Source organism: Amycolatopsis sp. NBC_00355 (assembly GCF_036104975.1).
Classification (GTDB): Bacteria; Actinomycetota; Actinomycetes; order Mycobacteriales; family Pseudonocardiaceae; genus Amycolatopsis.
In genome coordinates, this window is the sequence record NZ_CP107982.1 from 8711559 (window position 1) to 8737100 (window position 25542).

The following is a 25542-nucleotide window of genomic DNA, read 5'->3' on the forward strand; positions in this document are numbered from 1 at the left end:
GGTTTCGGTGCTAGCAGCGCGCTGCCGAACGAGGTTCAGACGACTGCCTTCAACCGGCCCCGCTGCCCGCCCGCGCCGACTCCAGTCCCAGCGGCGCCGCGCTGCTGAACTGGTCGAGGTTCAGGCCGCGGCGCTCGGCTGCTCCACCGTCCGTCGGCTTCGGTCCTGGCTGCGCTGCGCTGTTGCAGGAGGTTCAGGCCGCGGCGCGGCTGCTCTATCGCTCGTCGGCTTCGGTTCTGGCTGCGCAGTGCTGCTGAACGCGGTTCGGACCGCAGCGCTGAGTGGACCCACCGCCCGCCGGCTTCGGTTCTGGCTGCGCAGTGCTGCTGAACGGGGTTCGGACCGCAGCGCTGAGTGGACCCACGGCCCGTCGGCTTCGGTTCTGGCTGCGTTGCGCTGCTGGATGAGGTTCGGACCGCAGCACTGGGTCGTCCCACCGCCCGGCGTCAACCTCGGTAACGCCACGCTGCTCGCACCAAGTCCGCGCCGCCGCGCGGACCCGCCGAACCGGCCGCACAAGCCTCGGGGAACCGGAGTTCGGCACCGCGGGCCGCAGCTGAACCAGGCGCTCGGCCGGCCGAGCGAAAGCAGCGGAGCCTTTATGTCCCTGACATTCCCCCTCCCGGGTAGCGGGCCCCGTTCACCGTGACCCGCAGTGTGTACAGCGAGCTCGACGCCGTGATGAACAGTTCGTTCCGCCTCGCGCCGCCGAAGGTGAAGTTCGAGCAGACCTCCGGCATGCGGAGCTTGCCGATGCGGGTGCCGTCCGGGGCGAAGCAGTGCAGGCCGTCGTGTGCCGCCGCCCAGATGTTGCCCTCGCTGTCGACGCGTACGCCGTCGAAACCGCCGCCGTCGGACGTCGCGAAGATCTCGCCGCCGGTGAGTGTGCCGCCTTCGCGCACCTCGAACACCCTGAGGTGACTGGGTTCCTGGCGCGTGTCGGCGATGTACAGCAGCGACTCGTCGGCCGAGAAGGCGAGCCCGTTCGGCCGGGAGAAGTCGTCGGCGACGATGCGCACCTCGCCGTCCGCCGGGTCGACCCGGTACACGTGGCAGGCGCCGATCTCGCTCTCCGCGCGGTACCCCTCGTAGTCGCTGTCGATGCCGTAACTCGGGTCGGTGAACCAGATCGAGCCGTCGGAGTGCTCGACGACGTCGTTGGGGCTGTTCAGTTTTTTCCCCTGAAAGTGTGACGCGAGCACGGTGATCGAGCCGTCGTGCTCGGTGCGCGTCACCCGCCGGGGACCTTGCTCGCAGCTGACCAGCCGGCCTTGCCGGTCGACCGTGTGCCCGTTCGCGTAGCCGGACGGCTGCCGGAACACGCCGACCTGCCCGGTCGTCTCGTCCCAGCGCAGCGTGCGGTCGTTCGGGATGTCGCTGAACACCAGGTAGCGCCCGGCGGGGAAGTACGCCGGCCCCTCGGTCCAGCGGCAGCCCGTGTGCAAGCGCTGCATCCACTCGTCGCCGTTGATGCGCGCGAAACGCTCGTCGAGCACCTCGAACTCCGCCTTGACCAGATCCATCGCTCACCTCCTGTGTCCGAACCTCATCCCGCCACAATCATGGTACACCGAACCTGATATGGTCAAGAGGTGGATGACGTGGATCGGATGTTGCTGGCAGAACTCCAGCGGGACGCGGCGCAGGTGTACACCGCGCTCGGCCGGGCGGTCGGGCTCTCGGCCGGCGCGGCTCACGAGCGCGTGCGCAAGCTGCGCGAACAGGGCGTGATCCGGCGGACGACGGTGGAGGTCGACCCGGCCGCGGTCGGTCGCGGTGTCGCGGCGTTCGTCCTTGTCGAGGCCAACGCCTGGATGGGGGACAGCTCGGTGAAGGCCGCTCTCGAAGCGCTGCCCGAAGTCGTCGAGGCGCACGTCGTCGCGGGTCCGGCGTCGCTGCTGGTGAAGGTGCGGACGTCGTCGACCGAGGAGCTGCAGGCGGCGCTGCGGCGGCTGTTCACGATCGACGGCGTCACCGGGACGCAGACGATCGTCGTGCTGGAGTCCTTCTTCGAGCGGCCGATCGACCCCGGCTGATCCCGTGACGCCCTGCCGGATGGCCCTCCGCCGTGCGCACTACTGCGCAATGCGTGGTACCTTCCTAAGCGTACGACTGGAGGGTGCAGTGGAGATCAGTCAGCTGCTCAAGGGTGTGCTCGATCTCGCCGTCCTCGCGGTGCTCCGCGAGGACGACGGCTACGGGTACGACGTCCTGCGAAGACTCAGGGCGTCAGGCCTGGACGAGGTGGGGGATGCGTCGGTGTACGGGACGTTGCGCAGGCTCTACAAGGCCGGCCTGCTCACCTCGTACGTGGTGCCCAGTGAAGAGGGGCCGCACCGCAAGTACTACAGCCTGAACGAGCCGGGCCGGCTCCGCTTGGCGGAGTCGGGCAAGACCTGGCACAGCTTCGCTTCGACGATGAACGCGCTTTTGGGAGAGGCAGCATGAGCGACAAGCCGACCGCCGTGCGGGTGTATCTGGCGCGGGTCCGGACCGCGCTCGCCGACCTGCCCGCGAGCGAGATCGAAGAAATCCTCGAGGACGTCCGCCCGCACCTGGCGGAACTGGAGGCCGAGCTGGGGGAGGGCGCGCGCGTCGAGGCCCTCATCGAACGGCTCGGCACGCCCGAGAGCTACGCCGCCGAGCTGCGGGCGTCCGGTGGGTACCCGCAGCCGGCGGAGGGCGCGACCACGGTGCTGACCACGGCGCCGGCGTCGCCGAGCCTGTTCAAGCCGCGGATCGCGTTGTGGGGCCTGGTGATCAGCGCGGCGGCGCTCACGCTGATCGCCTTCGCCGCCGCCATGAACGTGGAGCCCGACGCGCTGATCTTCATCGTGCTGCCCGCGCCGGTCTTCCTGATCAGCCTGGCGCTCCTGCTGCGCGGGGGCGTCGAGCCGGTGCTGGCGCTGCCGGAGCTGGCGCGGCTGCGCGCGTCGATGGGCAGGCTGCGCGAGCAGGAGGACGGCGGGAAAGCGTTGCGCTACCTCGGTTCGCTGAAGCCGGCGTGGTGGGTGCTGTGCGCCCTCGCGCTGCTCGTCTTCGGGGTGCTGCTCATGCTGCGGCACCGGGAAGCCGTGCTGCTGCTGCCGTTCCTGCTCGTCGCCGGGGTCGCGGCCGTGTGGGCCGGGCCGCGGCTGCGCGCCGACCGGCGGCTGCTGTGGGTGGCGGTGCCGGTTTCGGCGTTCGTCATCGGCGGGTCGCTGGGCGGGTTCGGGGCGGCGGTCGACCTCATCTCGAACCGCAACGCCTACCAGAGCGCGTCGTCGTACTACCCGTCGTCGTCCGACCGGTACGGCAACGACCAGCTGAGTTACGGCGGCCAGTCGATCGGCAACGTCTACGCCTTCGACGCCGAAGGCAAGCCGCTGACCGAGGTCTACCTCTACGACGAGGAGGGCCGGCCGATCACGCTGACCCGCTACGGCTGCGAGCGCTCGTCCGGCACCAAGGAGAAGATCGGGTCGGACAACCGGTTCCCGCGGCCGCGGATCCAGCAGGGCGTCACCGACGACCAGGGCAACTTCGACGGCTACAACGGGTACCGCTCCGCCTGCCGCGAAGACCCGAACGTGCCGTTCAGCGCGGCGATCCCGAAGGTGACGGCGCCGCCCTCACCGTCATCCAGTGCTCCTTCGTCGACGCCGGCACCCACGACGACGCCGACGAAGTAGGGGGGAACGGACGCCAGGAGCGGAGGTCGGGGCCGCTCCTGGCGTTCACCCGATCCGAACCTGCCCGAAACGTGCCGCGAACGCGGGCGTGGTGATCTGGACAGGTGCCGGCACTCACGGGGATCGGGGCGGACACCTTCGCCCCACGGATACGGGTGGTCCACGGGTACGAACGCGCGTACCGGATGGCCGGGCGCGGACCGGCCCTGCTGTTCCTGCACGGCATCGGCGACGACTCGTCGACCTGGCTGGACCTGCTGGCGTCGCTGTCCGGCGACTACACGGTGATCGCGCCGGACCTGCTCGGCCACGGCGCGTCGGCCAAGCCGCGCGCGGACTATTCGGTCGCCGCCTACGCGTGCGGCATGCGGGACCTGCTGACCACGCTGGACGTCGACCGCGTGACGGTGGTCGGGCATTCGCTCGGCGGCGGCGTCGCGATGCAGTTCGCGTACCAGTTCCCGGAGCGCTGCGAGCGGCTGGTGCTGGTGGGTTCCGGCGGGGTCGGCGCGAGCGTCCACCCGCTGCTGCGCCTGGCGGCCGCGCCCGGCGCGGGGCTGGTGATGCCGCTGCTGGGGACGAAGCCGGCGCTGGCCGCGATGCGCGGTTTCGCCGAGCTGCTGCGGATTTCCGAAGGCCTCGGGCTCGGCCCGGACCTCGACTACGTGCTGACGCGCTACGTCCGGCTCCTGCAGCCGAGCAGCCGGACGGCGTTCCTGCGGACGCTCCGCTCGGTCGTCGACTGGCGCGGCCAGGTCGTCAACATGCTCGACCGGTGTTACCTGACCGAGGGCATCCCGACGCTGCTGGTGTGGGGCACGGACGACGTCGTCGTGCCGAGCGGCCACGCGCTGCGGGCCCACCAGGCGATGCCGGGCAGCCGGCTGGTGCTGTTCGAGGGCGCCGGGCACTTCCCGCACCGCTCCGACCCGAAGCGGTTCCTGGAGATCCTGCGCGAGTTCCTGACGTCGACCCCGCCGGCGCGCCACGACCGGTCCCGGTGGGGTGAGCTGCTGCGCTCGGGCCGCCCGGCGGAGCTGCCGGACCCGGAGGACGCGCCGGACACCCCGACGGTTTCGTCCGGCACCTGAGCAGCCCCCGTTTTCCACGCTACCGGCGGGCACCGACAGTCAGGGGTGGTCGCGGTCGAGTCCCGGCGGTCCGGAGCCGCTTGCGTCCGGAAGTCACCGTTGGCGCGTGTCACGGCCTGAGTCCGGAAGTCGCTGGGCGAGCGCGCACGACCTGCGACCGCGGAGCTGATGAGCCCGCCCCTGGACGCCGGAATCCACCGCTCGCGCGAGCCCGCCGCCGCGCTCGGCGGCCGTTCGACGGGGTGCGAACGGTCGAACGCGGCACCGGTCGGCGCCGGCGCGCAGGTGGGGGCCGGGAGAGCCGATCGAGCACCCCCTGAATTCCCACGTTACCGGCGGGCACCGACGGTTTTGCGCGGGAACGACCCCGGGAACGACCCCGGGGCACCTGCGAGGGGACGCCGAAGGCCACCTCCCGAGCGGGAAGTGGCCTTCGGAGACTTGGGTGCCAGGCACGCCGAAGGCCACCTCCCGATCGTGGGAGGTGGCCTTCGGGGACTGGAGCCGTCAGTGGCCGAACGCGCTTCGCGCGGCCAGGTCCGCCAGCAGCGCACGTCCCTTCTCCGCGTTGCGCGGCTGGGACAGGACGTCGTAGCGGCGGGCGACCAGCTGGCTCTGCGAGATGAACCCGCGCTTGTTGCGGTTTGCCGCGTAGCCGAGGGCGCCGAACAGCAGGTTGAACCCGAGCCCGGCGATCAGGCCGATCGCGATCGGGACCATTCCGGCGCCCGGGTTGAGCAGGCTCAGCACGAGGCCGAGGAACAGGCCGAACATCGCGCCGGACATCGCCGCGCTGCCCAGGACCTTGCTCCACGACATCTTGCCCGCGATGCGCTCGACGAGCAGCGGCTCGACACCCACGATCGTGACGTCGGTGACCGGGAAGTCCGTGCCCGCGAGGTGGTCGACCGCGCGCTGTGCCTGCTCGTAGGACTCGTACGAACCGATGGGCCAGCCCGTGGGCAGGGTCGGCAGTTGAGGCCGGGCCTGCTGCTGTTGCCCGATCGTGCTCTGCGTGAATGCTGTGGTCATCGATCTCACCTCTCTTGCCCCGTACAACGTGGGAGTACCCCGGATTCCTCCCGGTCGGACGGGATTCACAGACTCTTCTCAGCCGGGCATCCCGGACATTCCACCACGCCGCGCAGCTGTCACTGCAATGGGTCAAGAAAATACCTTTTCGAGGGTTGACCCGTCGCGCGCCACCAGGGTAGGAAGGACCGGCAAAGGATTCGCATCAAACCTTTGGGGTAGCTGATGGCACGCAGGCGAGGCATGCTCACCCTCGACGAACTCCGGGAGCGCGTCGAGGCGGGCACGATCGACACCGTCCTCGTCGCGATCACGGACATGCAGGGCCGGCTCCAGGGCAAGCGCTGCGCCGCCGAGTACTTCCTCGACGAGGTCGTCGGGCACGCGACCGAGGCGTGCAACTACCTGCTCGCCGTGGACGTCGACATGAACACCGTCGACGGCTACGAGCTCTCGTCCTGGGACAGCGGGTACGGCGACTTCGTGCTGCGCCCCGACTTCGACACCCTGCGGCTGGTGCCGTGGCAGGAAGGCACCGCGCTGGTGCTGGCCGACGTCGAACGCGTGCAGGGCGGGCCGGTGTCGGTGTCGCCGCGCCAGATCCTGCGTGGCCAGCTCGAGCGGCTCGCCGAGCGCGGGCTCGGCGCCTTCGTCGGGACCGAGCTCGAGTTCATCGTCTTCGACGACACCTACGAAGCCGCCTGGGACAAGCGCTACCACGGTCTCAAGCCGGCCAACCAGTACAACGTCGACTACTCGATGCTCGGCACCGCGCGGCTGGAGCCGCTGCTGCGCCGCATCCGCAACGACATGGCCGGCGCCGGCCTCTACCCCGAGTCCGCCAAGGGCGAGTGCAACCCCGGCCAGCAGGAGATCGCCTTCCGCTTCACCGACGCGCTCGCCACCTGCGACAACCACAGCGTCTACAAGAACGGCGCCAAGGAGATCGCCGCGCAGGAGGGCAAGAGCCTCACCTTCATGGCGAAGTACAACGAGCGCGAAGGCAACTCCTGCCACATCCACATCAGCCTGCGCTCCACCGACGGCGGCGCGGTGCTGGCCGGCGACAGCGAACACGGCTTCTCGAAGCTGATGGAGCACTTCCTCGCCGGGCAGCTGGCCGCGCTGCACGAGCTGACCTACTTCCTCGCGCCCAACATCAACTCCTACAAGCGCTTCGTGCCCGGCAGCTTCGCGCCGACGGCCATCGCCTGGGGTACCGACAACCGCACGTGCGCGCTGCGCGTCGTCGGGCACGGCGAGTCGCTGCGCGTCGAGAACCGCGTGCCGGGCGGGGACGTCAACCCGTACCTCGCCGTCGCCGCGCTGATCGCGGCCGGCCTGCACGGCATCGAAAACGAGCTGGAGCTGGAAGAACCGTTCACGGGCAACGCCTACAACTCCGGCCGCGACACCGTGCCGACCACCCTGCCCGAGGCCGCCGCGGCCCTGGCCGGCAGCGAGGTGGCCCGCGCGGCCTTCGGCGAGGACGTCGTCGAGCACTACCTGAACGCGGCGAAGATCGAGGTGGACGCGTACAACGCCGCCGTCACCGACTGGGAGCGGGTTCGTGGCTTCGAGCGCCTCTAAACCGGTCATCGGGCTGACCACCTACCTCGAGCCCGCGAAGTTCCTCGTGTGGGAAACGGAAGTCGCGCTGCTGCACCGCGTCTACGTAGAGTGCGTCGCCGCGGCGGGCGGCATCCCGGTGCTGCTGCCACCGATGAGTGATGCGTACGATCGGCTGATGTCCACAGTGGACGGCCTGGTGCTGACCGGCGGCGCCGACGTCGAACCGGCGCGCTACGGCCAGGAGCAGCACCCCACGACCTACGTCCGCCCGCAGCGCGACGCGTTCGAGTTCGGTCTGTTCGCCGCCGCGCGCCGCCACCACAAGCCGGTGCTCGGCGTGTGCCGCGGCCTGCAGGTGATCAGCGTCGCCCTCGGTGGCACCCTGGTCCAGCACCTGCCCGAGGCGCGGGAATCCACCGAGCACCAGCCCGCGCCGGCGACGTTCGGCCAGGGCGTCGTCACGCTGGCCGACGGCAGCCGCGCCGCGAAGATCCTGGGCCCGGAGACCAAGACCCTGTGTTACCACCACCAGGCCATCGACCGGCTCGGCGACGGCCTCGACCCGGTCGGCTGGTCCGCCGACGGCACCATCGAAGCCGCCGAAGCGCCGGGTGAGGACTTCCTGCTCGGCGTCCAGTGGCACCCCGAGCAGGACACCGACGACGTCCGCTTGTTCCAGGCACTTGTCGAAGCCAGCAAGGAGAGGCAATGACGACGTTCGACGTGATCAACCCCGCCACCGAGCAGGTGGTGCGGTCGGTCGCGCAGACCGGCGCCGAGGAGACCGACGCGGCGATCGCCCGCGCGCAGGCGGCGTTCCCGGCCTGGCGCGACGTCGCCCCCGGTGACCGCGCGCGGCTGCTGCGCCGCTTCGCCGACGCCGTCGAGGCCGACATCGAGAACCTGGCGCGGCTGGAGGTCGAGAACTCCGGGCACACCATCGGCAACGCGCGCTGGGAGGCGGGCAACGTCCGCGACGTGCTCAACTACTACTCCGCCGCGCCGGAGCGCCTGATCGGCCAGCAGATCCCGGTGCCGGGCGGGGTGAACATCACCTTCCACGAACCACTCGGTGTGGTCGGCGTGATCGTGCCGTGGAACTTCCCGATGCCGATCGCCGGCTGGGGCTTCGCGCCCGCGCTCGCCGCCGGCAACACCGTCGTGCTCAAGCCCGCCGAACTGACCCCGCTCACCGCGATCCGGCTCGGCGAGCTGGCGCGCGCGGCCGGCATCCCCGAAGACGTCTTCCAGGTGCTGCCCGGCAAGGGATCCGTGGTCGGGCAACGGTTCGTCGACCACCCGGCCGTGCGCAAGGTCGTCTTCACCGGCTCCACCGAGGTCGGCAAGCAGATCATGGCCGGCTGCGCGGCGCGGGTGAAGCGCGTGACGCTGGAGCTGGGCGGCAAGAACGCGAACGTCGTCTTCGCCGACTCCGACCTGGAGAAGGCCGCGGCGACCGCGCCCTACGGCGTCTTCGACAACGCCGGCCAGGACTGCTGCGCGCGGTCGCTCGTCCTGGTGCAGGCGAGCGTCTACGACCGGTTCATGGAGCTGCTCGAACCCGCCGTGCACGGCGTCGTCGTCGGCGACCCCGCCGAGGAGAAGACCGAGATGGGGCCGCTGATCTCCGCGGCGCACCGGGAAAAGGTCGCCTCCTACGTGCCGGACGACGCGCCGGTCGCGTTCCGCGGCACCGCGCCCGCCGGGCCCGGCTTCTGGTTCCCGCCGACCGTCCTGACCCCGCAGGACCTGCGGCACCCGGCCGCGGCCGAAGAGGTCTTCGGCCCGGTCGTGGCCGTCGTGCCGTTCACCGACGAGGCGGACGCGGTACGCCAGGCCAACACCACGGAATACGGCCTGTCCGGGTCGATCTGGACCCGCGACACCGGCCGCGCGTTCCGCGTGGCGCGCGCCGTCGAGGCCGGCAACCTGTCGGTCAACTCGCACTCGTCGGTGCGCTACTGGACGCCCTTCGGCGGCTTCAAGCAGTCCGGCCTCGGCCGCGAGCTGGGCCCCGACGCCCCGACGGCGTTCACCGAGACCAAGAACGTTTTCATCAGCACGGAGGAGTAATGGTCCAGCGTTTCGAAGGCCGCGTCGCGGTGATCACGGGCGGGGCGAGCGGCATCGGCCTCGCCTCGGCCCGCCGGCTGGCGAGCGAAGGTGCGAAGGTCGTCATCGCCGACCTGACGCCGGAGTCCGGCAAAGCCGCCGCCGACGAGGTCGACGGCGTGTTCGTGCAGGCCGACGTCACCGACGCCGAGCAGGTGGCCGCCCTCTACCGGACCACGGCCGAGCAGTTCGGCTCGATCGACGTCGCGTTCAACAACGCCGGCATCTCGCCGCCGGAGGACGACTCGATCCTGACCACCGGGATCGAGGCCTGGGAGCGGGTCCAGCGTGTCAACCTGACGTCGGTCTACCTGTGCTGCAAGGAAGTCCTGCCCTACATGCAGCGCCAGGGCAAGGGCTCGATCGTCAACACGGCGTCGTTCGTGGCGGTGATGGGCGCGGCGACGTCGCAGATCTCCTACACCGCGTCGAAGGGTGGCGTGCTCGCGATGAGCCGCGAGCTCGGCATCCAGTTCGCGCGGGAGAACATCCGCGTCAACGCGCTGTGCCCGGGTCCGGTGAACACCCCGCTGCTCAAGGAGCTCTTCGCGAAGGACCCGGAACGCGCGGCGCGGCGCCTGGTCCACGTCCCGGTCGGCCGGTTCGCCGAGCCGGAGGAGATCGCGGCCGCGGTCGCGTTCCTGGCCAGCGACGACGCCAGCTTCATCACGGCGTCGCAGTTCCTCGTGGACGGCGGCATCTCCGGCGCGTACGTCACCCCGATCTAACGGCGCGCCGATTTCTTCACGTCGTAGGCCTCCCGCAGGTACTTCCAGGCGGCGTTGATCTTCTTGCGCTCCTCGGAGATCTCGCGTTCGCGGCGCCGCAGGATGCGGGTGGCGACCTCGGCGGCGAGGAAGGCGCCGGCGGCGAAGGTGAGCACGCCGACGATGAGGGTCAGGGCGAGAACGGTGGTGGTCATGCTCACCAGCGTTGTCGCGGCGTGGGCGTTTTGTCCCTGCGCAAAGCTAGCGGGTTTCGTTAGCTTTGTGAGGTGACGCAGTGGCGCGCCGACGAGTGGGCGGAAGCGGTCCGGGCCGGGATCCGGGCCCGCGGCCTCTCCTTCGACGAGGCCGCACGGCGGATCGGCGTGCCGACGTCGACCCTGCGCAGCTGGATCGAACACCGGCACGCGCCGAAGGTGACCGTCTTCGACCACTGGGCGCAGCTCGCCGAGGTCACCGGGCTCGGCGAGGCCGAGCTGCTGCGCGTCGCCGGGGTGTTGCCGGAATCGCTGGTCAGCCCGGTGCACGTCGCGCAGGCCGCGAAGTCGCTGCGGGAAGGCATCGACCGGGCCGGGGACTTCCTGCGGCAGGCGACCGCGCTCGTCTACTCGTCGCCCGGCACGCAGGTGGCGAACGCGATCGCCGCGTCGCCGATCGACTGGGAGATGCGGATCCGCTCGGCGACCCGCGGCGACGAGATCCGCGTCACCTACCACCACTACGTCGGGATCGTGCCGCCCCGGGACTTCCCGCATTCCGACGCCGAAGCACGGCGGATCGTCGAGCGCGAGATCCTCGGCGGCCTGTGGCAGCCGCTCGGGCTGTACTGGCGGGTCGCCGAGCCGCACGACTGGGACGACCCGCCGCGGCTGATGATCCAGGTACCCGAGCAGGAGGCGTCACGCCCGCCCTCGCCGTCACCGCCGCTGGTGACGGCGCCGCCGGTCGTGGTGCTGTCGCCGATCTGGGGCTACGGCGAGCTGCTGGCGTCGCTGGTCGCCGACGGCCTCGGGTTCGGCAACGTCGACTTCCGCTACTTCGGCCTGCCGGACGCGAGGGCCGACCGGCTCCGGATCACCGCGCGCGAACTGGCCGAGCCGGCGCCGCGCCTGGTGCACAGCGTGCCGCCGATCATGCTGCTGCACGGCCTCGCCGTCCCGGACCTGAGCGGCCGGCTCCCGGTCGTGGTCCGCTACGGCCCGCGGATGCGCGCCCGCGCCGCCCGGATCTACCGCGAGCCACTGCTCGAGGCGGGCTTCGCCGACCCCGCGGAAGGCGCCCGCGCGATCGAGGCCGCCGTCGACGCGGTGGTCGCCCGGCTGCCGGGGGAGTACTTCGAGGTGATCTTGGACGACGCCGACGTCTTCGACGGCGACCGGCCCGACCTCGACCGGCTGAACGACGCGGTGGCGTGGCTCGCGGAGCAGGTGGTGGAGCACATCCTGCTCGGCGCGGGCCTGCCACCGGTCCCGCTGGGCGGGCCGTTGAAGCGGCTGGTGCTCCCCTCGGGCCGGGTCCGCCGCCCGCCACCACTGGTGAGCGCGGTCACGAAGCGGGCCGCCGGTCGAGGCGGGCTCGAGAACCGGTGTGGTGTTGGCCGGGTGAAGTAGACGGGGGTCGAACCCGGCAGGTACGGTAGCCGCCATAACTGCAGATCGGGCCGTCGAGCCGAGGCGGGAGAGCCCTCACGAAGTCAGTGGGGCACCGAAGGAGCAAACTCCCCGGAATCTCTCAGGTACCTGCTACCGCTTCGTGCGAGGCCACTCTGGAAAGCAGGCGCACCCGCGCCTCACCCAAGGTGAAAGCCGTGTCTGACACGGTGAAACTCTCAGGTGCCATGACAGAGGGGGAGTTCCCAGCGCACCGTTGTGCCCGGTGCCCGGCCCGAGGAGCTCCCGATCACCTCTACGCAGTTCGACGCCCGCCACATCGGCCCGTCCGAGGCCGAACGCGCCAAGATGCTCGCCGAGTGCGGCTACGGATCCCTCGACGCGCTGCTCGAAGCGGCCGTGCCGAGTGCGATCCGCGTCACTCGCGACCTGGTCCTCCCGCCCGCCGCGTCCGAAGAGGACGCCACCGCGGAGCTGCGGGCGCTCGCCGCGCGTAACCGGCCGATGACGCAGATGATCGGGCTCGGCTACTCCGACACCGTCACCCCCGGCGTGATCCGGCGCAACGTCCTCGAGAACCCCGCCTGGTACACCGCCTACACGCCGTACCAGCCGGAAATCTCCCAGGGCCGCCTCGAAGCGCTGCTCAACTTCCAGACGATGGTCGCCGACCTGACCGGGCTGGCCACCGCGAACGCGTCCCTGCTGGACGAGTCGACCGCCGTCGCCGAGGCCGTCACGCTGATGCGCCGCGCGTCCAAGTCGAAGTCGAACAAGGTCGTGCTCGACGCCGAGTGCCTGCCGCAGACCATCGCCGTCGTGCGGACCCGCGTCGAGGCGCTGGGCATCGAGGTCGAGGTCCGCGACCTGCTGACCGGGCTCCCCGAGGACTTCTTCGGCGTCGTCGTCCAGTACCCCGGCGCGTCCGGCGTGCTGCGCGGCCGCGGTTTCTACCACGCGATTTCCGAGTCGGCGAAGGCCGCGGGCGCGCTGTTCACCGTCGCCGCCGACCTGCTCTCGCTGACGCTGATCACCTCGCCCGGCGAGTTCGGCGCCGACGTCGCCGCCGGGTCGACGCAGCGCTTCGGCGTACCGCTCGGTTACGGCGGCCCGCACGCCGGCTTCATGTCGGTCCGCGCCGGGCTCGAGCGCTCGCTGCCCGGGCGCCTGGTCGGCGTCTCGGTCGACGCCGACGGCAACCCGGCCTACCGGCTGGCGCTGCAGACGCGTGAGCAGCACATCCGCCGCGAGAAGGCGACGTCCAACATCTGCACCGCGCAGGTCCTGCCGGCCGTGCTGGCCGCGATGTACGCGGTCTACCACGGCCCGGACGGTCTCAAGCGGATCGCCCAGCGCGTCCACGGCCTGGCCGCGGGCTTCGCCGACGCGCTGCGCAAGACCGGCGTCGAGGTCGTGCACGAGTCCTTCTTCGACACCGTCGTCGCGCACGTCCCGGGCCAGGCGGCCGACGTCCACGCCGCCGCCCGCGCGGCCGGCGTCAACCTCGGCCACGTCGACGCCGACCACGTGCGCGTCGCCTTCGACGAGGTCAGCACCCCCGCGATCACCGAGAAGGTCCTGCGCGCGTTCGGCGTCGACGAGGACGCGCGGGACGGCGTCGCGCTGCCCAACGGCCTGGCCCGCGAGAGCGGCTTCATGGGCCACGAGGTCTTCGGCAGCCACCGCTCCGAGACGGCGATGCTGCGCTACCTGCGCCGGCTGTCCGACCAGGACTACGCGCTCGATCGCGGCATGATCCCGCTCGGCTCCTGCACGATGAAGCTGAACGCCACCACCGAGATGGAGCCGATCAGCTGGCGCGAGTTCGCCGGCATCCACCCGTTCGCGCCGGCCGAGGACGCCGAGGGCTACCACGTCCTCGTCGCGCAGCTGGCCGAGTGGCTGGCCGAGGTCACCGGCTACGACAAGGTGTCGCTGCAGCCGAACGCGGGCAGCCAGGGCGAGCTGGCCGGGCTTCTCGCGATCCGCGCCTACCACCGCTCCAACGGCGACGAAGCTCGCGACGTCTGCCTGATCCCGTCGTCCGCGCACGGCACCAACGCCGCGTCCGCGGTGCTCGCCGGGATGCGCGTGGTCGTCGTCAAGTGCACCGACGAGGGCAACGTCGACCTGGCCGACCTGCGGTCCAAAGTGGACGCGCACCGGGACACGCTCGCCGCGATCATGGTCACCTACCCGTCCACGCACGGCGTGTACGAGCACTCGATCGACGAGCTGGCCAAGATCGTGCACGACGGCGGCGGCCAGGTGTACGTCGACGGCGCGAACCTCAACGCCCTGCTGGGCCTGGCCAAGCCGGGCGAGTTCGGCGGCGACGTCTCGCACCTGAACCTGCACAAGACCTTCTGCATCCCGCACGGCGGTGGCGGCCCCGGCGTCGGCCCGGTCGCGGTGCGCGCGCACCTCGCGCCGTTCCTGCCCAACCACCCGCTGCTGGAGCAGGCCGGTCCGGCCACCGGCGTCGGCCCGATCAGCGGCGCGCCGTACGGCTCGGCGTCGATCCTGCCGATCTCCTGGGCTTACGTCCGGATGATGGGCGCGCCCGGCCTGACCGCCGCGACGAAGGTCGCCGTGCTGGCCGCGAACTACGTCGCTTCGCGGCTGGCCCCGCACTACCCGGTGCTCTACACGGGCCAGGACGGCCTGGTCGCGCACGAGTGCATCCTCGACCTGCGCCAGATCACCAAGGAGACCGGCGTGACGGTCGACGACGTCGCGAAGCGGCTCATCGACTACGGCTTCCACGCGCCGACCATGTCGTTCCCGGTCGCCGGCACGCTGATGGTCGAGCCGACCGAGTCCGAGGACCTGGGCGAGATCGACCGGTTCATCGCCGCGATGATCGCCATCCGCGGCGAGATCGACGAGGTCGCCAAGGGCACCTGGACCGCGGAGGCTTCGCCGCTGCGCGGTGCCCCGCACACCGCCGAGACGCTGGTCGGCGAGTGGGACAAGGCCTACGACCGCGAGCTGGCCGTCTTCCCGGCGGGTGTCTCGCGCAAGAACAAGTACTGGCCGCCGGTCCGCCGCATCGACGGCGCCCGCGGTGACCGCAACCTGGTCTGCTCCTGCCCGCCCCTCAACGCTTACGAAGGCTGAGTTCTCCCTTGAATTCCACAGCGTCGAAAGAGACCAGCCTGTACGGAGTCCACAAAGGACTTGGCGCGCTGTTCACCGACTTCGCGGGCTGGTCCATGCCGGTCCGCTACGCCAGCGAGCTGGCCGAGCACAAGGCCGTCCGCGAGGCGGCCGGGCTGTTCGACCTCTCGCACATGGCCGAAATCCACGTCACGGGCAAGCAGGCCGCCGACGTCCTCGACTATGCGCTGGTCGGCAACCTCACCGGGGTCAAGCCGGGCCGGGCGCGGTACACGATGATCTGCGACGCCGGCGGCGGCGTGCTCGACGACCTGGTCGTCTACCGGCTGGCCGACGAGCACTACCTGGTCGTCGCGAACGCGGGCAACGCGAAGGTCGTCGCCGACGCGCTGGCCGAGCGGGTCGCGGGCTTCGACGCGGTGGTCGACGACCGGTCCGAGACGACCGCGCTGATCGCCGTCCAGGGCCCGAACGCCGTCAAGATCCTCGGTTCGGTCACCGACGCCGACCTCGACGCGCTCAAGTACTACGCCAGCGTGCCGGCGGTCGTGAAGGGCCACGAGGTCCTGCTCGCCCGCACCGGCTACACCGGCGAGGACGGCTTCGAGCTGTTCGTCCCGGCCGACGAGGCCCCGGCGGTCTGGCGGATCCTGACCGAGGCCGGCGAGGGCCACGGGCTCGTCCCGGCGGGCCTGGCCTGCCGCGACACCCTGCGCCTCGAAGCCGGGATGCCGTTGTACGGCAACGAGCTCACCCTCGACCAGAGCCCGTTCGAAGCCGGGCTCGGGCGTGTCGTCAAGTTCGAGAAGCCGGGTGACTTCGTCGGCCGCGCGGCCCTCGAAGAGCGGTCCAAAGCGGACGTCCCGCGCGTGCGCGTCGGCCTCAAGGGTGCCGGACGTCGCGCGCCGCGGCACGGCTACAAGCTGCTGGCCGACGGGGTCGAAATCGGCGAGGTCACCAGCGGGGCACTGTCGCCCACGCTGGGTCACCCCATCGCCATGGCGTACGTCGATCGGGCGTACACCGAGCCCGGCACCGAACTTTCCGTCGACATCCGGGGCAGGATCGAGCCCGTCGAGGTCGTCGCCCTGCCCTTCTACTCCCGCGCGTAAAGGACTCCAGCACCGTGAGCATCCCCGAGAACCTGAAGTACACCAAGGAACACGAGTGGCTGAACGTCGAAGGTGACGTCGCCACCGTCGGCATCACCGCGTTCGCCGCCGAGTCGCTCGGCGACATCGTGTTCGTCCAGCTGCCCGAGGTCGGCGCCACCATCACCTCCGGCGAGGTGTTCGGCGAGGTCGAGTCGACCAAGTCCGTCAGCGAGCTGTACGCGCCGGTCTCCGGCGAGGTCGTCGAGGTGAACGGCACCACGTCGGACACCCCCGAGGTGATCAACTCGGACCCGTACGCCGAAGGCTGGCTGCTCAAGGTGCGCCTCTCCGGGGACGTCCCCGAGCTGCTCGACGCCGCCGCCTACGCCTCGCTCACCCAGGAGAACTGATGACGACCTTCGACGCCCACCTCGCCGACGTCGACCCCGAGGTCGCCGCGGCCGTCGCCGACGAGCTCACCCGCCAGCAGTCGACCCTGGAGATGATCGCCTCCGAGAACTTCGCCCCGGTGGGCGTGCTCGAGGCGCAGGGTTCGGTGCTGACCAACAAGTACGCCGAGGGGTACCCCGGCCGCCGCTACTACGGCGGCTGCGAGCACGTCGACGTCGTCGAGCAGCTCGCCATCGATCGCGCGAAGGCCCTGTTCGGCGCCGAGCACGCCAACGTGCAGCCGCACTCGGGCGCGCAGGCCAACGCCGCCGCGATGTTCGCCGTGCTCAAGCCCGGCGACACGATCCTCGGCCTCGACCTGGCGCACGGCGGCCACCTCACGCACGGGATGAAGATCAATTTCTCGGGCAAGCTCTACAACGTCGTCGCCTACCACGTCGACAAAGAGACCGGCATCGTCGACCTGGCCGAGATCGAGCGCCTCGCGGTCGAGCACAAGCCGAAGCTGATCATCGCCGGCTGGTCCGCGTACCCGCGTCAGCTCGACTTCGCCGAGTTCCGCCGCATCGCGGACCTGGTCGACGCTCGCCTGATGGTCGACATGGCGCACTTCGCCGGGCTGGTCGCGACCGGGCTGCACCCGTCGCCGGTACCGCACGCCGACATCGTCACCACGACCACGCACAAGACCCTCGGCGGCCCCCGCGGCGGGCTGATCCTCTGCCGCCAGGAGCTGGCGAAGAAGATCAACTCCGCGGTGTTCCCCGGCCAGCAGGGCGGGCCCCTCGAACACGTCATCGCGGCCAAGGCCGTCGCACTGAAGATCGCCGCGAGCGAGGAGTTCAAGGAGCGCCAGCAGCGCACCCTGGACGGCTCCCGCATCCTGGCGTCGCGGCTGTCGCAGCCGGACCTCGCCGAGGCCGGCGTCCGCGTGCTGACCGGCGGCACCGACGTCCACCTGGTCCTGGTCGACCTCGTCCAGTCCACTCTGGACGGTCAGCAGGCCGAGGACCGGCTGCACGAGGTCGGCATCACGGTCAACCGCAACGCCGTCCCGTTCGACCCGCGCCCGCCGATGATCACCTCCGGCCTCCGCATCGGCACCCCGGCGCTGGCCACCCGCGGCTTCCAGACCGACGACTTCACCGAGGTCGCCGACGTCATCGCCGAAGCCCTCAAGCCGGACTTCGACGACGCCGTGCGCGCGAAGCTGCGCGACCGCGTCGAGACGCTGGCCAAGAAGCACCCGCTGTACGCGGACCTGTCCCGGTGAGCGCTGCGCCCGAGGGCCGGAAGCTGCTGCGCCTGGAAGTGCGCAACAGCGAGACGCCGATCGAGAAGAAGCCGCCGTGGATCAAGACACGGGTGCGGATGGGGCCGGAGTTCACCGAGCTGAAGGGCTTGGTGCGCCGCGAAGGCCTGCACACGGTGTGTGAAGAGGCCGGGTGCCCCAACATCTACGAATGCTGGGAAGACCGCGAAGCCACGTTCCTCATCGGCGGTGACCAGTGCACCCGCCGGTGCGACTTCTGCCAGATCGACACGGGCAAGCCGGCCGAGCTGGACCGGACGGAGCCGCGGAAGGTCGCCGAAAGCGTCCAGGCCATGGGTCTGCGGTACTCGACGATCACCGGTGTGGCTCGGGATGACCTGGCAGACGGTGGGGCGTGGCTGTACGCCGAGACTGTGCGTCAGATCCACTCGCTCAATCCGGGTACCGGTGTCGAACTGCTGATCCCGGACTTCAACGCGGAACCGGCGCAGCTGGCCGAGGTCTTCGGTTCGCAGCCGGAAGTCCTGGCCCACAACGTCGAAACGGTGCCGCGGATCTTCAAGCGGATCCGTCCCGGCTTCCGCTACGCGCGTTCGCTCGAGGTCATCACCAAGGCGCGTGAGTTCGGGCTCGTCACGAAGTCGAACCTGATCCTCGGTATGGGCGAGACGCCCGACGAGGTCGCCCCGGCGATGCGGGACCTGGTCGACGCGGGCTGCGAGATCCTGACGATCACCCAGTACCTGCGGCCCTCACCCCGGCACCACCCGGTGGACCGCTGGGTCAAGCCGGAGGAGTTCGTCGAGCACTCCCAGGCTGCCGAGGCGATGGGCTTCGCCGGCGTGATGGCGGGTCCGCTGGTGCGCTCGTCGTACCGGGCGGGGCGGCTTTACGCCCAGACCAAGGCCCACCGCGGTGAAGATCTCCCGGAAAACCTGCGGCACCTCACCGAGCAGGGACCGGCCGCGCAAGAAGCCAGCTCCCTGCTGGCGAGATAGGAGAGGCGGATCAATGGCGATCAGCGTCTTCGACCTGTTTTCCATCGGCATCGGGCCTTCGAGCTCCCACACCGTCGGCCCGATGCGGGCGGCACTGACCTTTGTGGACGGACTCGGCGACGACCTTGGCAGGACGGCGCGCGTGCAGGCCGAGCTGTTCGGCTCGCTCGGCGCGACCGGCTTCGGCCACGGCAGCGACAAAGCCGTCCTGCTCGGGCTTTCGGGTGAGCGTCCCGAGAACATCGACACCGACACGGTGCCGGTGCGCGTCGCGGAAATCCGCGAGACCGGGCGGCTGCTGTTGGCCGGCACGCACGACATCGGGTTCGACGAGGACACCGACCTCACGATGCGCCGCCGCAAGTCCCTGCCGGCGCACCCGAACGGCATGATCTTCCGCGCGTTCGACGCGGCCGGTGCAGTGCTGCGCGAGCGGACGTACTACTCGGTCGGCGGCGGCTTCGTCCGCGACGAGTCGTACGAGACCGACGCGGTGTTCGTCGAGGACGCGACGCCGGTGCCGTACCCGTTCCGCACCGGCGCCGACCTGCTCGGGCACTGCGCGTCGACCGGCCTGCCGATCAGCGAGATCATGATGGCGAACGAGCTGTCGTGGCGTTCGCGCGAAGAGGTGCGCGACGGGTTGCTGCGGATCTGGGCGGTCATGGCGGAGTGCGTCCGCAACGGCTGCATCCACGAAGGTGTGCTGCCGGGCGGGCTGAAGGTGCCGCGCCGGGCTCGCGCGCTGCACGAGAAGCTCCTGGCCGAGGACGGCCTGGACGACCCGCTGTACGCGATGGACTGGGTCAGCCTGTACGCGCTCGCCGTCAACGAGGAGAACGCCGCGGGCGGGCGGGTCGTCACCGCGCCGACCAACGGCGCCGCCGGCATCATCCCCGCGGTCCTGCACTACTACCAGCGGTTCATCCGGCACTCGAGCGACGACGGCATCGTGACGTTCATGCTCACGGCGGCCGCGATCGGCTCGATCCTCAAGCAGACGGGCTCGATCTCCGGCGCCGAAGTCGGTTGCCAGGGCGAGGTCGGCTCGGCGTCCGCGATGGCGGCGGCCGGCCTCACCGAAGTCCTCGGCGGTTCCCCGGCGCAGGTGGAAAACGCGGCGGAGATCGGCGTCGAACACCACCTCGGCCTGACGTGCGACCCGGTCGGCGGCCTGGTGCAGATCCCGTGCATCGAGCGCAACGCGGTGGGCGCGTCGAAGGCCATCCACGCGGCCCGCATGGCCATGCGCGGCGACGGCAGTCACGTCGTGACGCTGGACAAGGCGATCAAGACGATGCGCGAGACGGGCGCGGACATGAGCGTCAAGTACAAGGAGACGGCCCGCGGCGGCCTGGCGGTGAACGTCATCGAGTGCTGAAGACGTCACTTTCGTAGGGAAAGATGCGACCTAGCGGTGCTAGGTGCGAGCTTTCGCTAGGAAAGATGCGTTTTCTAGCGGTGCTAGTTCTCCTCGGGGTTGGTGGCCAGCCGGAGGCCGACCTCCACGAGGGTCCAGCCGAGCTGCTGGCGGCGGGTGCCGGTGTGGCGCCGTGGAGTCGCCCGGCCCGGCGGACGGTTGCGCACGCCGTGGCGCAACTCGTTCTCGCGCTCGTGAACCAGATCCTCGGCCATCAGAAAGTGCACCGGCTCACCCCCTGCGTCGCTCATCGGTGTCGTGCGACCCATCGTCGCCGACCGCACCCGTCCGGTTCCACAGGTTTTTTCCCACCGCGAACACAGTGTGATCGGCGCGCGTGCCTCGGTCCACTCCGAAGGTGCGAGGCGTACCGTGACGGACACCGAGCGTGTCCGGGTCGTGCGAGGCGGGTGAACCACCCGGGCACCGCGGCCCGCGGCCTAAACTCTCGGGATGGAGTCGACCTCGGTGGTGAATGCCGGCGAAGCGCTGTTCCGGCCGGTCCGCGCGGGCAACGCTTTCGAGGAGACCGTCGAGCGGCTGCTGCAGGCGATCCGGCTGGGCGTGGTCGGCGCGGGGGAGCGGCTCCCGTCGGAGCGCGAGCTCGCCGAACGGCTCGGCGTCAGCCGCGTCACGCTGCGCGAGGCCATCCGAGCGCTTTCCGACGCCGGTTACGTCGAGTCACGTCGAGGCCGCTACGGCGGCACGTTCGTGAACGAGACCCTGCCCGGCCCGCCGGAGCACTCGCCCGACGCGGCCGCCGTCGACTCCGTGGTGCTGGAAGACGCGCTGAGCTTGCGCTACGTCCTCGAGACGGGCGCGGCGGAGATGGCCGCCGCCCGCTCCCTGAGCCCGGCCGACCGCCAGCACCTCACCGGCACGCTGGCCGAAGCGGCGGGCGCCGACCTCGACGACTACCGCCGCAAGGATTCCCGGCTGCACCTGGCGATCGCCGAGGTCACCGCGTCCGGCTCGCTGACCACGGCGATGGCCGACGCACGCACCCGGGTCAACCAGCTGCTCGACCGGATCCCGCTGCTGCAGCCGAACCTGGAGCACTCGAACGCCCAGCACGAGGCGATCGTGGACGCGATCCTGGCCGGTGACGCGGTCGCGGCCCGCCAGGCGATGGCCGAGCACATCGAGGGAACGGCTTCGCTGCTGCGCGCCTTCCTGTCCTGACCCAAGGCGTCTTGACAGGATTCTGACAACCTCGTTAATTCTCCACAGAACCTTTTCACCCAACCGGGCGTCATCCATTCGTGACCTCGACGACGACGGAACCCGACGGTGCCGATGACGCCGAAGCGACGCCCGACACCCAGCGACGCCGGCGTTGGCGGCGGATCCGGCGGATCGGTTACCGGAGCTTCGGGCTCCTCGTCGGCGTTCCGCTGATCGCGTTCTGGATCGCCTACCTGGTGCTCGACGTCCGCAGCCCGCAGGAGGTGCTCGCCGGGCTCGACAAGACCGTCGTGCTGAACTACGCCGACGGATCGCCGCTGCTCAAGGTGATCCCGGCCGACGGCGACCGGATGTTCGTGCCCTACGCGCAGGTGCCGTCGAAGCTGCGGGACGCGATCATCGCCACCGAGGACCCGACCTTCTGGGACAACCAGGGGTTCGACCCGACCGGCATCGGCCGCGCGTTCCTCACCGGCGTCGGCGGCGGGTCCGGGATCACCCAGCAGTACATCAAGAAGTCCACCGGCGACGACGACGCGACGGTCGGGCGCAAGTTCGCCGAGCTCGTGCTGGCCACGAAGATCACCCAGCAGCAGAGCAAGGAACAGATCTTCGAGAGCTACGTCAACATCATCTCCTTCGGCCGCGGCACGTTCGGGCCCGCCGCGGCGATGAACGCCTACTTCGGCAAGAAGCTCGACGACTCGATGACCTGGAGCGAAGCCGCGTTCCTGGCCGGGATGATCCAGTCGCCGTCGGTGCACGACCCGGCCGCGTCCGGCGACGCGCACGCGGCCCGGCGCTGGCAGTACGTGCACGACAAGCTCGTCGAGCGCGGCTATGTGAAGAGCGACGAAAGCATGGCCTACCCCGGCGCGGAGGTCCAGCCACCGTCGGAAACCCGCGCCGGCCGCGTCACCTACGACGGATTCCACGTCAAGCAGCAGGTGCTGGCCGAGCTCGAGCAGGACGGCTTCCCGCTCGGCCGGCTCCAGCAGGGCAACATGACGGTCGAGACGACACTGGACCGGACCGCGCAGGACGCCGCGACAAAAGCGTTGCAGGACAGGCTGAAGGGCGAGCCGAAGGAGTTCCGCGGCGCCGTCGTCGCCGTCGACCCGAAGACCGGCGCCGTGCGCGCCTACCAGGGCGGTGACCAGGGCGTCCGCGACTACGCGAGCACCCCGCACGCGGCCGGTTCGGCGTTCTACCCGTTCACGCTCGCCGCGGCCCTGCGCCGCGGGTTCGGCCTGGACCAGCCGATCCCGTCGCCGGAGAAGCAGGAGTTCCTCGGCGAGAACTTCCAGTACCCGGTCGTCTGCGGCCCGAAGTGCACGCCGGGCATCGCGATGCAGTCCCAGGCCGACGGCCCGTTCATCGCCATGGCCAGGAAACTCGGCCCGGACGCGCTGAGCGAGGCCGCGCGGCAGGCGGGCATCCCGGAGGCCGTCGACGGTGTGCCGACCATGCGGGAGAAGGACGGCTTCCTGATCGGCGCGGGCATCGCGATCGGCCGGTACCCGTTGCGGCCACTGGACATGGCGGGCGCTTACGCGACTTTCGCCGCCGACGGGCAGCGCGCGACCCCGCACTTCGTGGCGAAGGTGCGCGACGAGAGCGGCGCGGTCGTCTGGGAGCACACCGACACCGCGCGGCCCGCCTTCGACGACGACGGCGACGCGAGCCGCCGCGTCGCCGAGGACGTCACCGCGACGCTGGGCACGTCGCTGCCGGACGGCCGCCCGGCGGCGCTGCGGCTCGGCGCGGCCGAGCACGGCAACTCGCCGGAGAACCAGGACGCCTGGGCCGTCGGCTACACGCCTCAGCTGGCGACCGCGGTCTGGATCGGCTCGGACGACGACCGGCTGCTCAAGGACGCGACCGGCGCCAAGCTCACCGGCGACGTCGTTCCGGCCGACATCTGGCGGACGTTCATGGCCGCGGCGCACGAAGGACAGCCGATCCGGCCGCTCGGCGACGCGAAGCGGGGCGTGGCGCTCGCGCCGCCGCCGGAGATCCGCCCGCGGCGGTGACGGCTCAACTGACCAGGGCCAGCAGGAACCCGTCGTAGCTCTTGCCGCCGACCGTCTGGACGGCGGTCGCGTCCAGCCGGGGCTCGGCGGCGATCAGCTCGGCCATCCGCCGCACGCCCTGGACGTTCGGGTCGGTGCTTTCGGCATCGACCACCGCGCCGCCGCGCACGACGTTGTCGACGACGATCGTCGTGCCCGGCCGGGACAGCGCGAGAGCCTCGCGGACGTAGTTGTCGAGGTTGGCCTTGTCGGCGTCGATGAACACGAAGTCGAACGGTCCGGTGAGCGTCGGCAGCGTGTCGAGCGCGGCGCCGACCCGGATGTCCACGACCTCGTCGCCGAAGCCCGCGCGCTCGAGGTTCGCGCGCGCGACGTCGGCGTGCTTCCGCTCGTACTCGCAGGTCACCAGCTTGCCGCCGGCCGGGAGGGCGCGGGCCAGCCAGATCGTGCTGTACCCGCCGAGCGTGCCGATCTCCAGGATCGACCGCGCGCCGGCGAGGCGCGCCAGCAGGTTCAGCAGCTTGCCCTGGTTCGGGGCGACGGCGATCGACGGCAGGCCGGCGGCCGCGGAGTCGGCCAGCGCGGCGTCGAGCACCGGATCGGGACTCAGCACGGCGGCGGCGAAGTAGTCGTCGACCTCGGCCCAGGTGTTGTCGCTCATGGGACCCAACCTAGCGAGAACCGCGCCGGTGGGATCATGGCCGGGACGGCCGATGAGGAAGGTGGACATGGACGACTACCGCGTCGTCGCGGACACCCTCGCCGCCGACATCGAAGCCGGCCGCCTGCGCCCCGGCGACCGGCTCCCGCCGCAACGCCGCTTCGCGCGGGAGCGCGGCATCGCGAACTCCACCGCCGCCCGCGTCTACGGCGAACTGGTCCGGCGCGGCCTGGCCGTCGGCGAAGTCGGCCGCGGCACATTCGTCCGGGCCGCGAAGCCGCCGCCGGAGCCCGCGCTCGCCGAGCCCGGTGACGCCCGCGTCGACCTCGAGCTCAACTTCGCCGTGCTGCCGGACCAGTCCGCGAGCCTCGCCCGCGTGCTGGAACCGTTGCTGCGCCAGGACGTCCTGACCGCGGCGCTGCACCCGATCGGCGCCGCGGGCACCCCGGCCGCGCGGGCCGCCGCGGCCGCGTTGCTCACCCGCGCCGGGTGGCGACCGGACCCGGCGACGCTGCTGTTCACCGGCAACGGCCGGCAGGCCATCGCCGCGGCGATCGCCGCGTTCGTGCCGGTGGGGGAGCGGCTCGCCGTCGAGTCGCTGACCTATCCGGTGGTGAAGGGCGTCGCCGCGCGGCTCGGCGTGGAGCTGGTGCCGGTCGAGACGGACGACGCCGGGCTGGTGCCCTCGGCGCTGCTGGCTGCCGGCCCGGTGCGCGCGTTGTACGTCCAGCCGACGCTGCACAACCCGCTCGGCACGACGATGCCTCCCGAGCGGCGCGCGGCCCTGGCGGAGGTCGTCACCCGGCTGGACCTGCCGGTGATCGAGGACGGCATCTACACGTTCCTGCGCGGCGACGTCCGCCCGTTCGCCGCGTTCGCGCCGGAGCGGACGGTCTTCGTGGACAGCCTGTCCAAGCGCGTCGCCCCGGGGCTCACGGCGGGCTTCCTGGTGACGCCGCCCGCGTGGACGGCCCGGCTGGCGTCGGCGGTCCGCTCGGGCGGCTGGGCGGCGTCCCGCTTCGCCGTCGAAGCCGCGACGCGGTGGATCACGACGGGCACCCTCGCGGAGGTCGAAGCGGCGAAGCGTCGTGACGCGGCTTCGCGCGCTTCGGTGGTGGACGACAAGCTGGCCGGCTTCGAAGTCCACGGCGACCCGGCGTCCTACCACCGCTGGTGGACGCTGCCGGACCGGTGGCGCGCGGAAACTTTCGTCGCGGCGGCGGCCCGGCGCGGGATCGCGTTGCCGCCGGCGTCCGCGTTCGCGGTGCTGCCTGGTCACGCGCCGAACGCGGTCCGGATCGCGGTGTCGGCGCCCCCGGTCGACCTGCTCGAAACGGCCTTGGAAGTGCTCGCCACGCTGGCTTCGGGCGGCCCCGACGACCTGATCGTCGACTAGATCACGCAACCATCCCGGTCCGGCATACGTACTCATAAGAGTGAGGACGAAAACGCGCGGCCGCCGCGGGCCGAGGCTGGGGGCCGCCGCTGTCGCGGCTGTCGTGGGAGCCGGGCTGGCCTGCGCATACACCACATT

Annotated in this window: 23 protein-coding genes and 1 riboswitch; of the genes, 18 read left to right on the plus strand and 5 right to left on the minus strand. The window is 71.0% G+C overall.

The features are described from left to right. Positions 1-599: 599 nt before the first annotated feature. A complete protein-coding gene (locus tag OHS18_RS40270; RefSeq protein ID WP_328614325.1) occupies positions 600-1523 on the minus strand; it encodes an SMP-30/gluconolactonase/LRE family protein in 924 nt (307 codons plus the stop codon). 69 nt (positions 1524-1592) lie between these two features. Here OHS18_RS40270 and OHS18_RS40275 point away from each other — a divergent pair, with 69 nt between their 5' ends. From OHS18_RS40275 to OHS18_RS40290, 4 genes are all read left to right on the plus strand, one after another. Further along, on the plus strand, positions 1593-2036 hold the full coding sequence (locus tag OHS18_RS40275) for an Lrp/AsnC family transcriptional regulator (protein ID WP_328443432.1): 444 nt from the start codon (positions 1593-1595) through the stop codon (positions 2034-2036). 88 nt (positions 2037-2124) lie between these two features. Then, positions 2125-2448, plus strand: a complete 324-nt coding sequence (locus OHS18_RS40280) for a PadR family transcriptional regulator (protein WP_328443429.1) — start codon at positions 2125-2127, stop codon at positions 2446-2448. After that, the gene (locus OHS18_RS40285) at positions 2445-3671 is read left to right on the plus strand and encodes an HAAS signaling domain-containing protein (protein WP_328614326.1); all 1227 of its coding nucleotides are present in this window, start codon (positions 2445-2447) and stop codon (positions 3669-3671) included. The genes OHS18_RS40280 and OHS18_RS40285 overlap by 4 nt, the downstream gene beginning before the upstream one ends. Before the next feature lie 185 nt (positions 3672-3856). Next, a complete protein-coding gene (locus OHS18_RS40290; RefSeq protein WP_328618661.1) occupies positions 3857-4762 on the plus strand; it encodes an alpha/beta fold hydrolase in 906 nt (301 codons plus the stop codon). Positions 4763-5269: 507 nt separating this feature from the next. Here the strand turns inward: OHS18_RS40290 and OHS18_RS40295 are convergent. After that, positions 5270-5794, minus strand: coding sequence for a general stress protein (locus OHS18_RS40295; RefSeq protein WP_328443423.1), 525 nt, complete (start codon positions 5792-5794; stop codon positions 5270-5272). Between the two features lie 225 nt (positions 5795-6019). Here OHS18_RS40295 and OHS18_RS40300 point away from each other — a divergent pair, with 225 nt between their 5' ends. The 4 genes from OHS18_RS40300 to OHS18_RS40315 are packed head-to-tail and all read left to right on the plus strand — an operon-like array spanning position 6020 to position 10206. Beyond that, a complete protein-coding gene (locus OHS18_RS40300) occupies positions 6020-7384 on the plus strand; it encodes a glutamine synthetase family protein (RefSeq protein WP_442875310.1) in 1365 nt (454 codons plus the stop codon). Next, positions 7365-8078, plus strand: coding sequence for a gamma-glutamyl-gamma-aminobutyrate hydrolase family protein (locus OHS18_RS40305; RefSeq protein ID WP_328614327.1), 714 nt, complete (start codon positions 7365-7367; stop codon positions 8076-8078). The genes OHS18_RS40300 and OHS18_RS40305 overlap by 20 nt, the downstream gene beginning before the upstream one ends. Continuing rightward, positions 8075-9439 (plus strand): aldehyde dehydrogenase family protein, encoded by a 1365-nt coding sequence (locus OHS18_RS40310; RefSeq protein ID WP_328614328.1) that lies wholly within the window; start codon positions 8075-8077, stop codon positions 9437-9439. Before OHS18_RS40305 ends, OHS18_RS40310 begins: the two co-directional genes overlap by 4 nt. Continuing rightward, positions 9439-10206, plus strand: a complete 768-nt coding sequence (locus OHS18_RS40315) for a 3-oxoacyl-ACP reductase (RefSeq protein WP_328443417.1) — start codon at positions 9439-9441, stop codon at positions 10204-10206. Before OHS18_RS40310 ends, OHS18_RS40315 begins: the two co-directional genes overlap by 1 nt. Here OHS18_RS40315 and OHS18_RS40320 read toward each other — a convergent pair. Next, a complete protein-coding gene (locus tag OHS18_RS40320; protein ID WP_328443414.1) occupies positions 10203-10400 on the minus strand; it encodes a hypothetical protein in 198 nt (65 codons plus the stop codon). The two genes, OHS18_RS40315 and OHS18_RS40320, sit on opposite strands and share 4 nt — an antisense overlap. Before the next feature lie 72 nt (positions 10401-10472). On the opposite strand from OHS18_RS40320, the gene OHS18_RS40325 reads away from it, so the two are divergent. The 7 genes from OHS18_RS40325 (at position 10473) to OHS18_RS40355 (ending at position 20090) form a co-directional block, all read left to right on the plus strand. Then, a complete protein-coding gene (locus OHS18_RS40325) occupies positions 10473-11813 on the plus strand; it encodes a helix-turn-helix domain-containing protein (RefSeq protein WP_328443412.1) in 1341 nt (446 codons plus the stop codon). A gap of 54 nt (positions 11814-11867) precedes the next feature. Further along, positions 11868-11961: riboswitch (glycine riboswitch) on the plus strand. Positions 11962-12101: 140 nt separating this feature from the next. After that, a complete protein-coding gene (gcvP, locus tag OHS18_RS40330) occupies positions 12102-14933 on the plus strand; it encodes an aminomethyl-transferring glycine dehydrogenase (RefSeq protein ID WP_328618663.1) in 2832 nt (943 codons plus the stop codon). Positions 14934-14941: 8 nt separating this feature from the next. Continuing rightward, positions 14942-16045 (plus strand): glycine cleavage system aminomethyltransferase GcvT, encoded by a 1104-nt coding sequence (gcvT, locus tag OHS18_RS40335; protein ID WP_328614329.1) that lies wholly within the window; start codon positions 14942-14944, stop codon positions 16043-16045. Between the two features lie 14 nt (positions 16046-16059). After that, positions 16060-16437 carry a glycine cleavage system protein GcvH gene (gcvH, locus tag OHS18_RS40340; protein ID WP_328443408.1) on the plus strand — a complete coding sequence of 126 codons (378 nt, stop codon included), beginning with the start codon at positions 16060-16062 and terminating at the stop codon, positions 16435-16437. Next, positions 16437-17711, plus strand: a complete 1275-nt coding sequence (gene glyA, locus OHS18_RS40345) for a serine hydroxymethyltransferase (RefSeq protein ID WP_328614330.1) — start codon at positions 16437-16439, stop codon at positions 17709-17711. Before gcvH ends, glyA begins: the two co-directional genes overlap by 1 nt. Then, the gene (gene lipA / locus OHS18_RS40350; RefSeq protein WP_328614331.1) at positions 17708-18709 is read left to right on the plus strand and encodes a lipoyl synthase; all 1002 of its coding nucleotides are present in this window, start codon (positions 17708-17710) and stop codon (positions 18707-18709) included. The genes glyA and lipA overlap by 4 nt, the downstream gene beginning before the upstream one ends. Positions 18710-18722: 13 nt before the next feature. Continuing rightward, the gene (locus tag OHS18_RS40355; protein ID WP_328614332.1) at positions 18723-20090 is read left to right on the plus strand and encodes an L-serine ammonia-lyase; all 1368 of its coding nucleotides are present in this window, start codon (positions 18723-18725) and stop codon (positions 20088-20090) included. An 83-nt stretch (positions 20091-20173) separates the two neighbouring features. Here OHS18_RS40355 and OHS18_RS40360 read toward each other — a convergent pair whose 3' ends face one another. Next, the gene (locus OHS18_RS40360) at positions 20174-20356 is read right to left on the minus strand and encodes a hypothetical protein (protein ID WP_328614333.1); all 183 of its coding nucleotides are present in this window, start codon (positions 20354-20356) and stop codon (positions 20174-20176) included. A gap of 226 nt (positions 20357-20582) precedes the next feature. Here OHS18_RS40360 and OHS18_RS40365 point away from each other — a divergent pair, with 226 nt between their 5' ends. Together OHS18_RS40365 and OHS18_RS40370 are read left to right on the plus strand one after the other, a co-directional pair. Next, the gene (locus tag OHS18_RS40365) at positions 20583-21311 is read left to right on the plus strand and encodes a FadR/GntR family transcriptional regulator (protein WP_328443396.1); all 729 of its coding nucleotides are present in this window, start codon (positions 20583-20585) and stop codon (positions 21309-21311) included. A gap of 80 nt (positions 21312-21391) precedes the next feature. Next, entirely contained in the window at positions 21392-23347 is a 1956-nt protein-coding gene (locus OHS18_RS40370) for a transglycosylase domain-containing protein (RefSeq protein WP_328614334.1), read from the plus strand. A 4-nt stretch (positions 23348-23351) separates the two neighbouring features. Here OHS18_RS40370 and OHS18_RS40375 read toward each other — a convergent pair whose 3' ends face one another. Next, positions 23352-24008 (minus strand): O-methyltransferase, encoded by a 657-nt coding sequence (locus OHS18_RS40375; RefSeq protein WP_328614335.1) that lies wholly within the window; start codon positions 24006-24008, stop codon positions 23352-23354. 67 nt (positions 24009-24075) lie between these two features. On the opposite strand from OHS18_RS40375, the gene OHS18_RS40380 reads away from it, so the two are divergent. Beyond that, a complete protein-coding gene (locus tag OHS18_RS40380) occupies positions 24076-25404 on the plus strand; it encodes an aminotransferase-like domain-containing protein (protein WP_328618664.1) in 1329 nt (442 codons plus the stop codon). The last annotated feature ends 138 nt before the right edge of the window (positions 25405-25542 follow it).

Coding starts and splice junctions, on each gene's coding strand:
- OHS18_RS40270 (WP_328614325.1), bottom strand. CDS start 1,523: ATGGATCTGGTCAAGGCGGAGTTCGAGGTGCTCGACGAGCGTTTCGCG.
- OHS18_RS40285 (WP_328614326.1), top strand. CDS start 2,445: ATGAGCGACAAGCCGACCGCCGTGCGGGTGTATCTGGCGCGGGTCCGG.
- OHS18_RS40290 (WP_328618661.1), top strand. CDS start 3,857: ATGGCCGGGCGCGGACCGGCCCTGCTGTTCCTGCACGGCATCGGCGAC.
- OHS18_RS40295 (WP_328443423.1), bottom strand. CDS start 5,794: ATGACCACAGCATTCACGCAGAGCACGATCGGGCAACAGCAGCAGGCC.
- OHS18_RS40300 (WP_442875310.1), top strand. CDS start 6,020: ATGGCACGCAGGCGAGGCATGCTCACCCTCGACGAACTCCGGGAGCGC.
- OHS18_RS40310 (WP_328614328.1), top strand. CDS start 8,075: ATGACGACGTTCGACGTGATCAACCCCGCCACCGAGCAGGTGGTGCGG.
- OHS18_RS40315 (WP_328443417.1), top strand. CDS start 9,439: ATGGTCCAGCGTTTCGAAGGCCGCGTCGCGGTGATCACGGGCGGGGCG.
- OHS18_RS40320 (WP_328443414.1), bottom strand. CDS start 10,400: ATGACCACCACCGTTCTCGCCCTGACCCTCATCGTCGGCGTGCTCACC.
- glyA (WP_328614330.1), top strand. CDS start 16,437: ATGACGACCTTCGACGCCCACCTCGCCGACGTCGACCCCGAGGTCGCC.
- OHS18_RS40355 (WP_328614332.1), top strand. CDS start 18,723: ATGGCGATCAGCGTCTTCGACCTGTTTTCCATCGGCATCGGGCCTTCG.
- OHS18_RS40365 (WP_328443396.1), top strand. CDS start 20,583: ATGGAGTCGACCTCGGTGGTGAATGCCGGCGAAGCGCTGTTCCGGCCG.
- OHS18_RS40375 (WP_328614335.1), bottom strand. CDS start 24,008: ATGAGCGACAACACCTGGGCCGAGGTCGACGACTACTTCGCCGCCGCC.
- OHS18_RS40380 (WP_328618664.1), top strand. CDS start 24,076: ATGGACGACTACCGCGTCGTCGCGGACACCCTCGCCGCCGACATCGAA.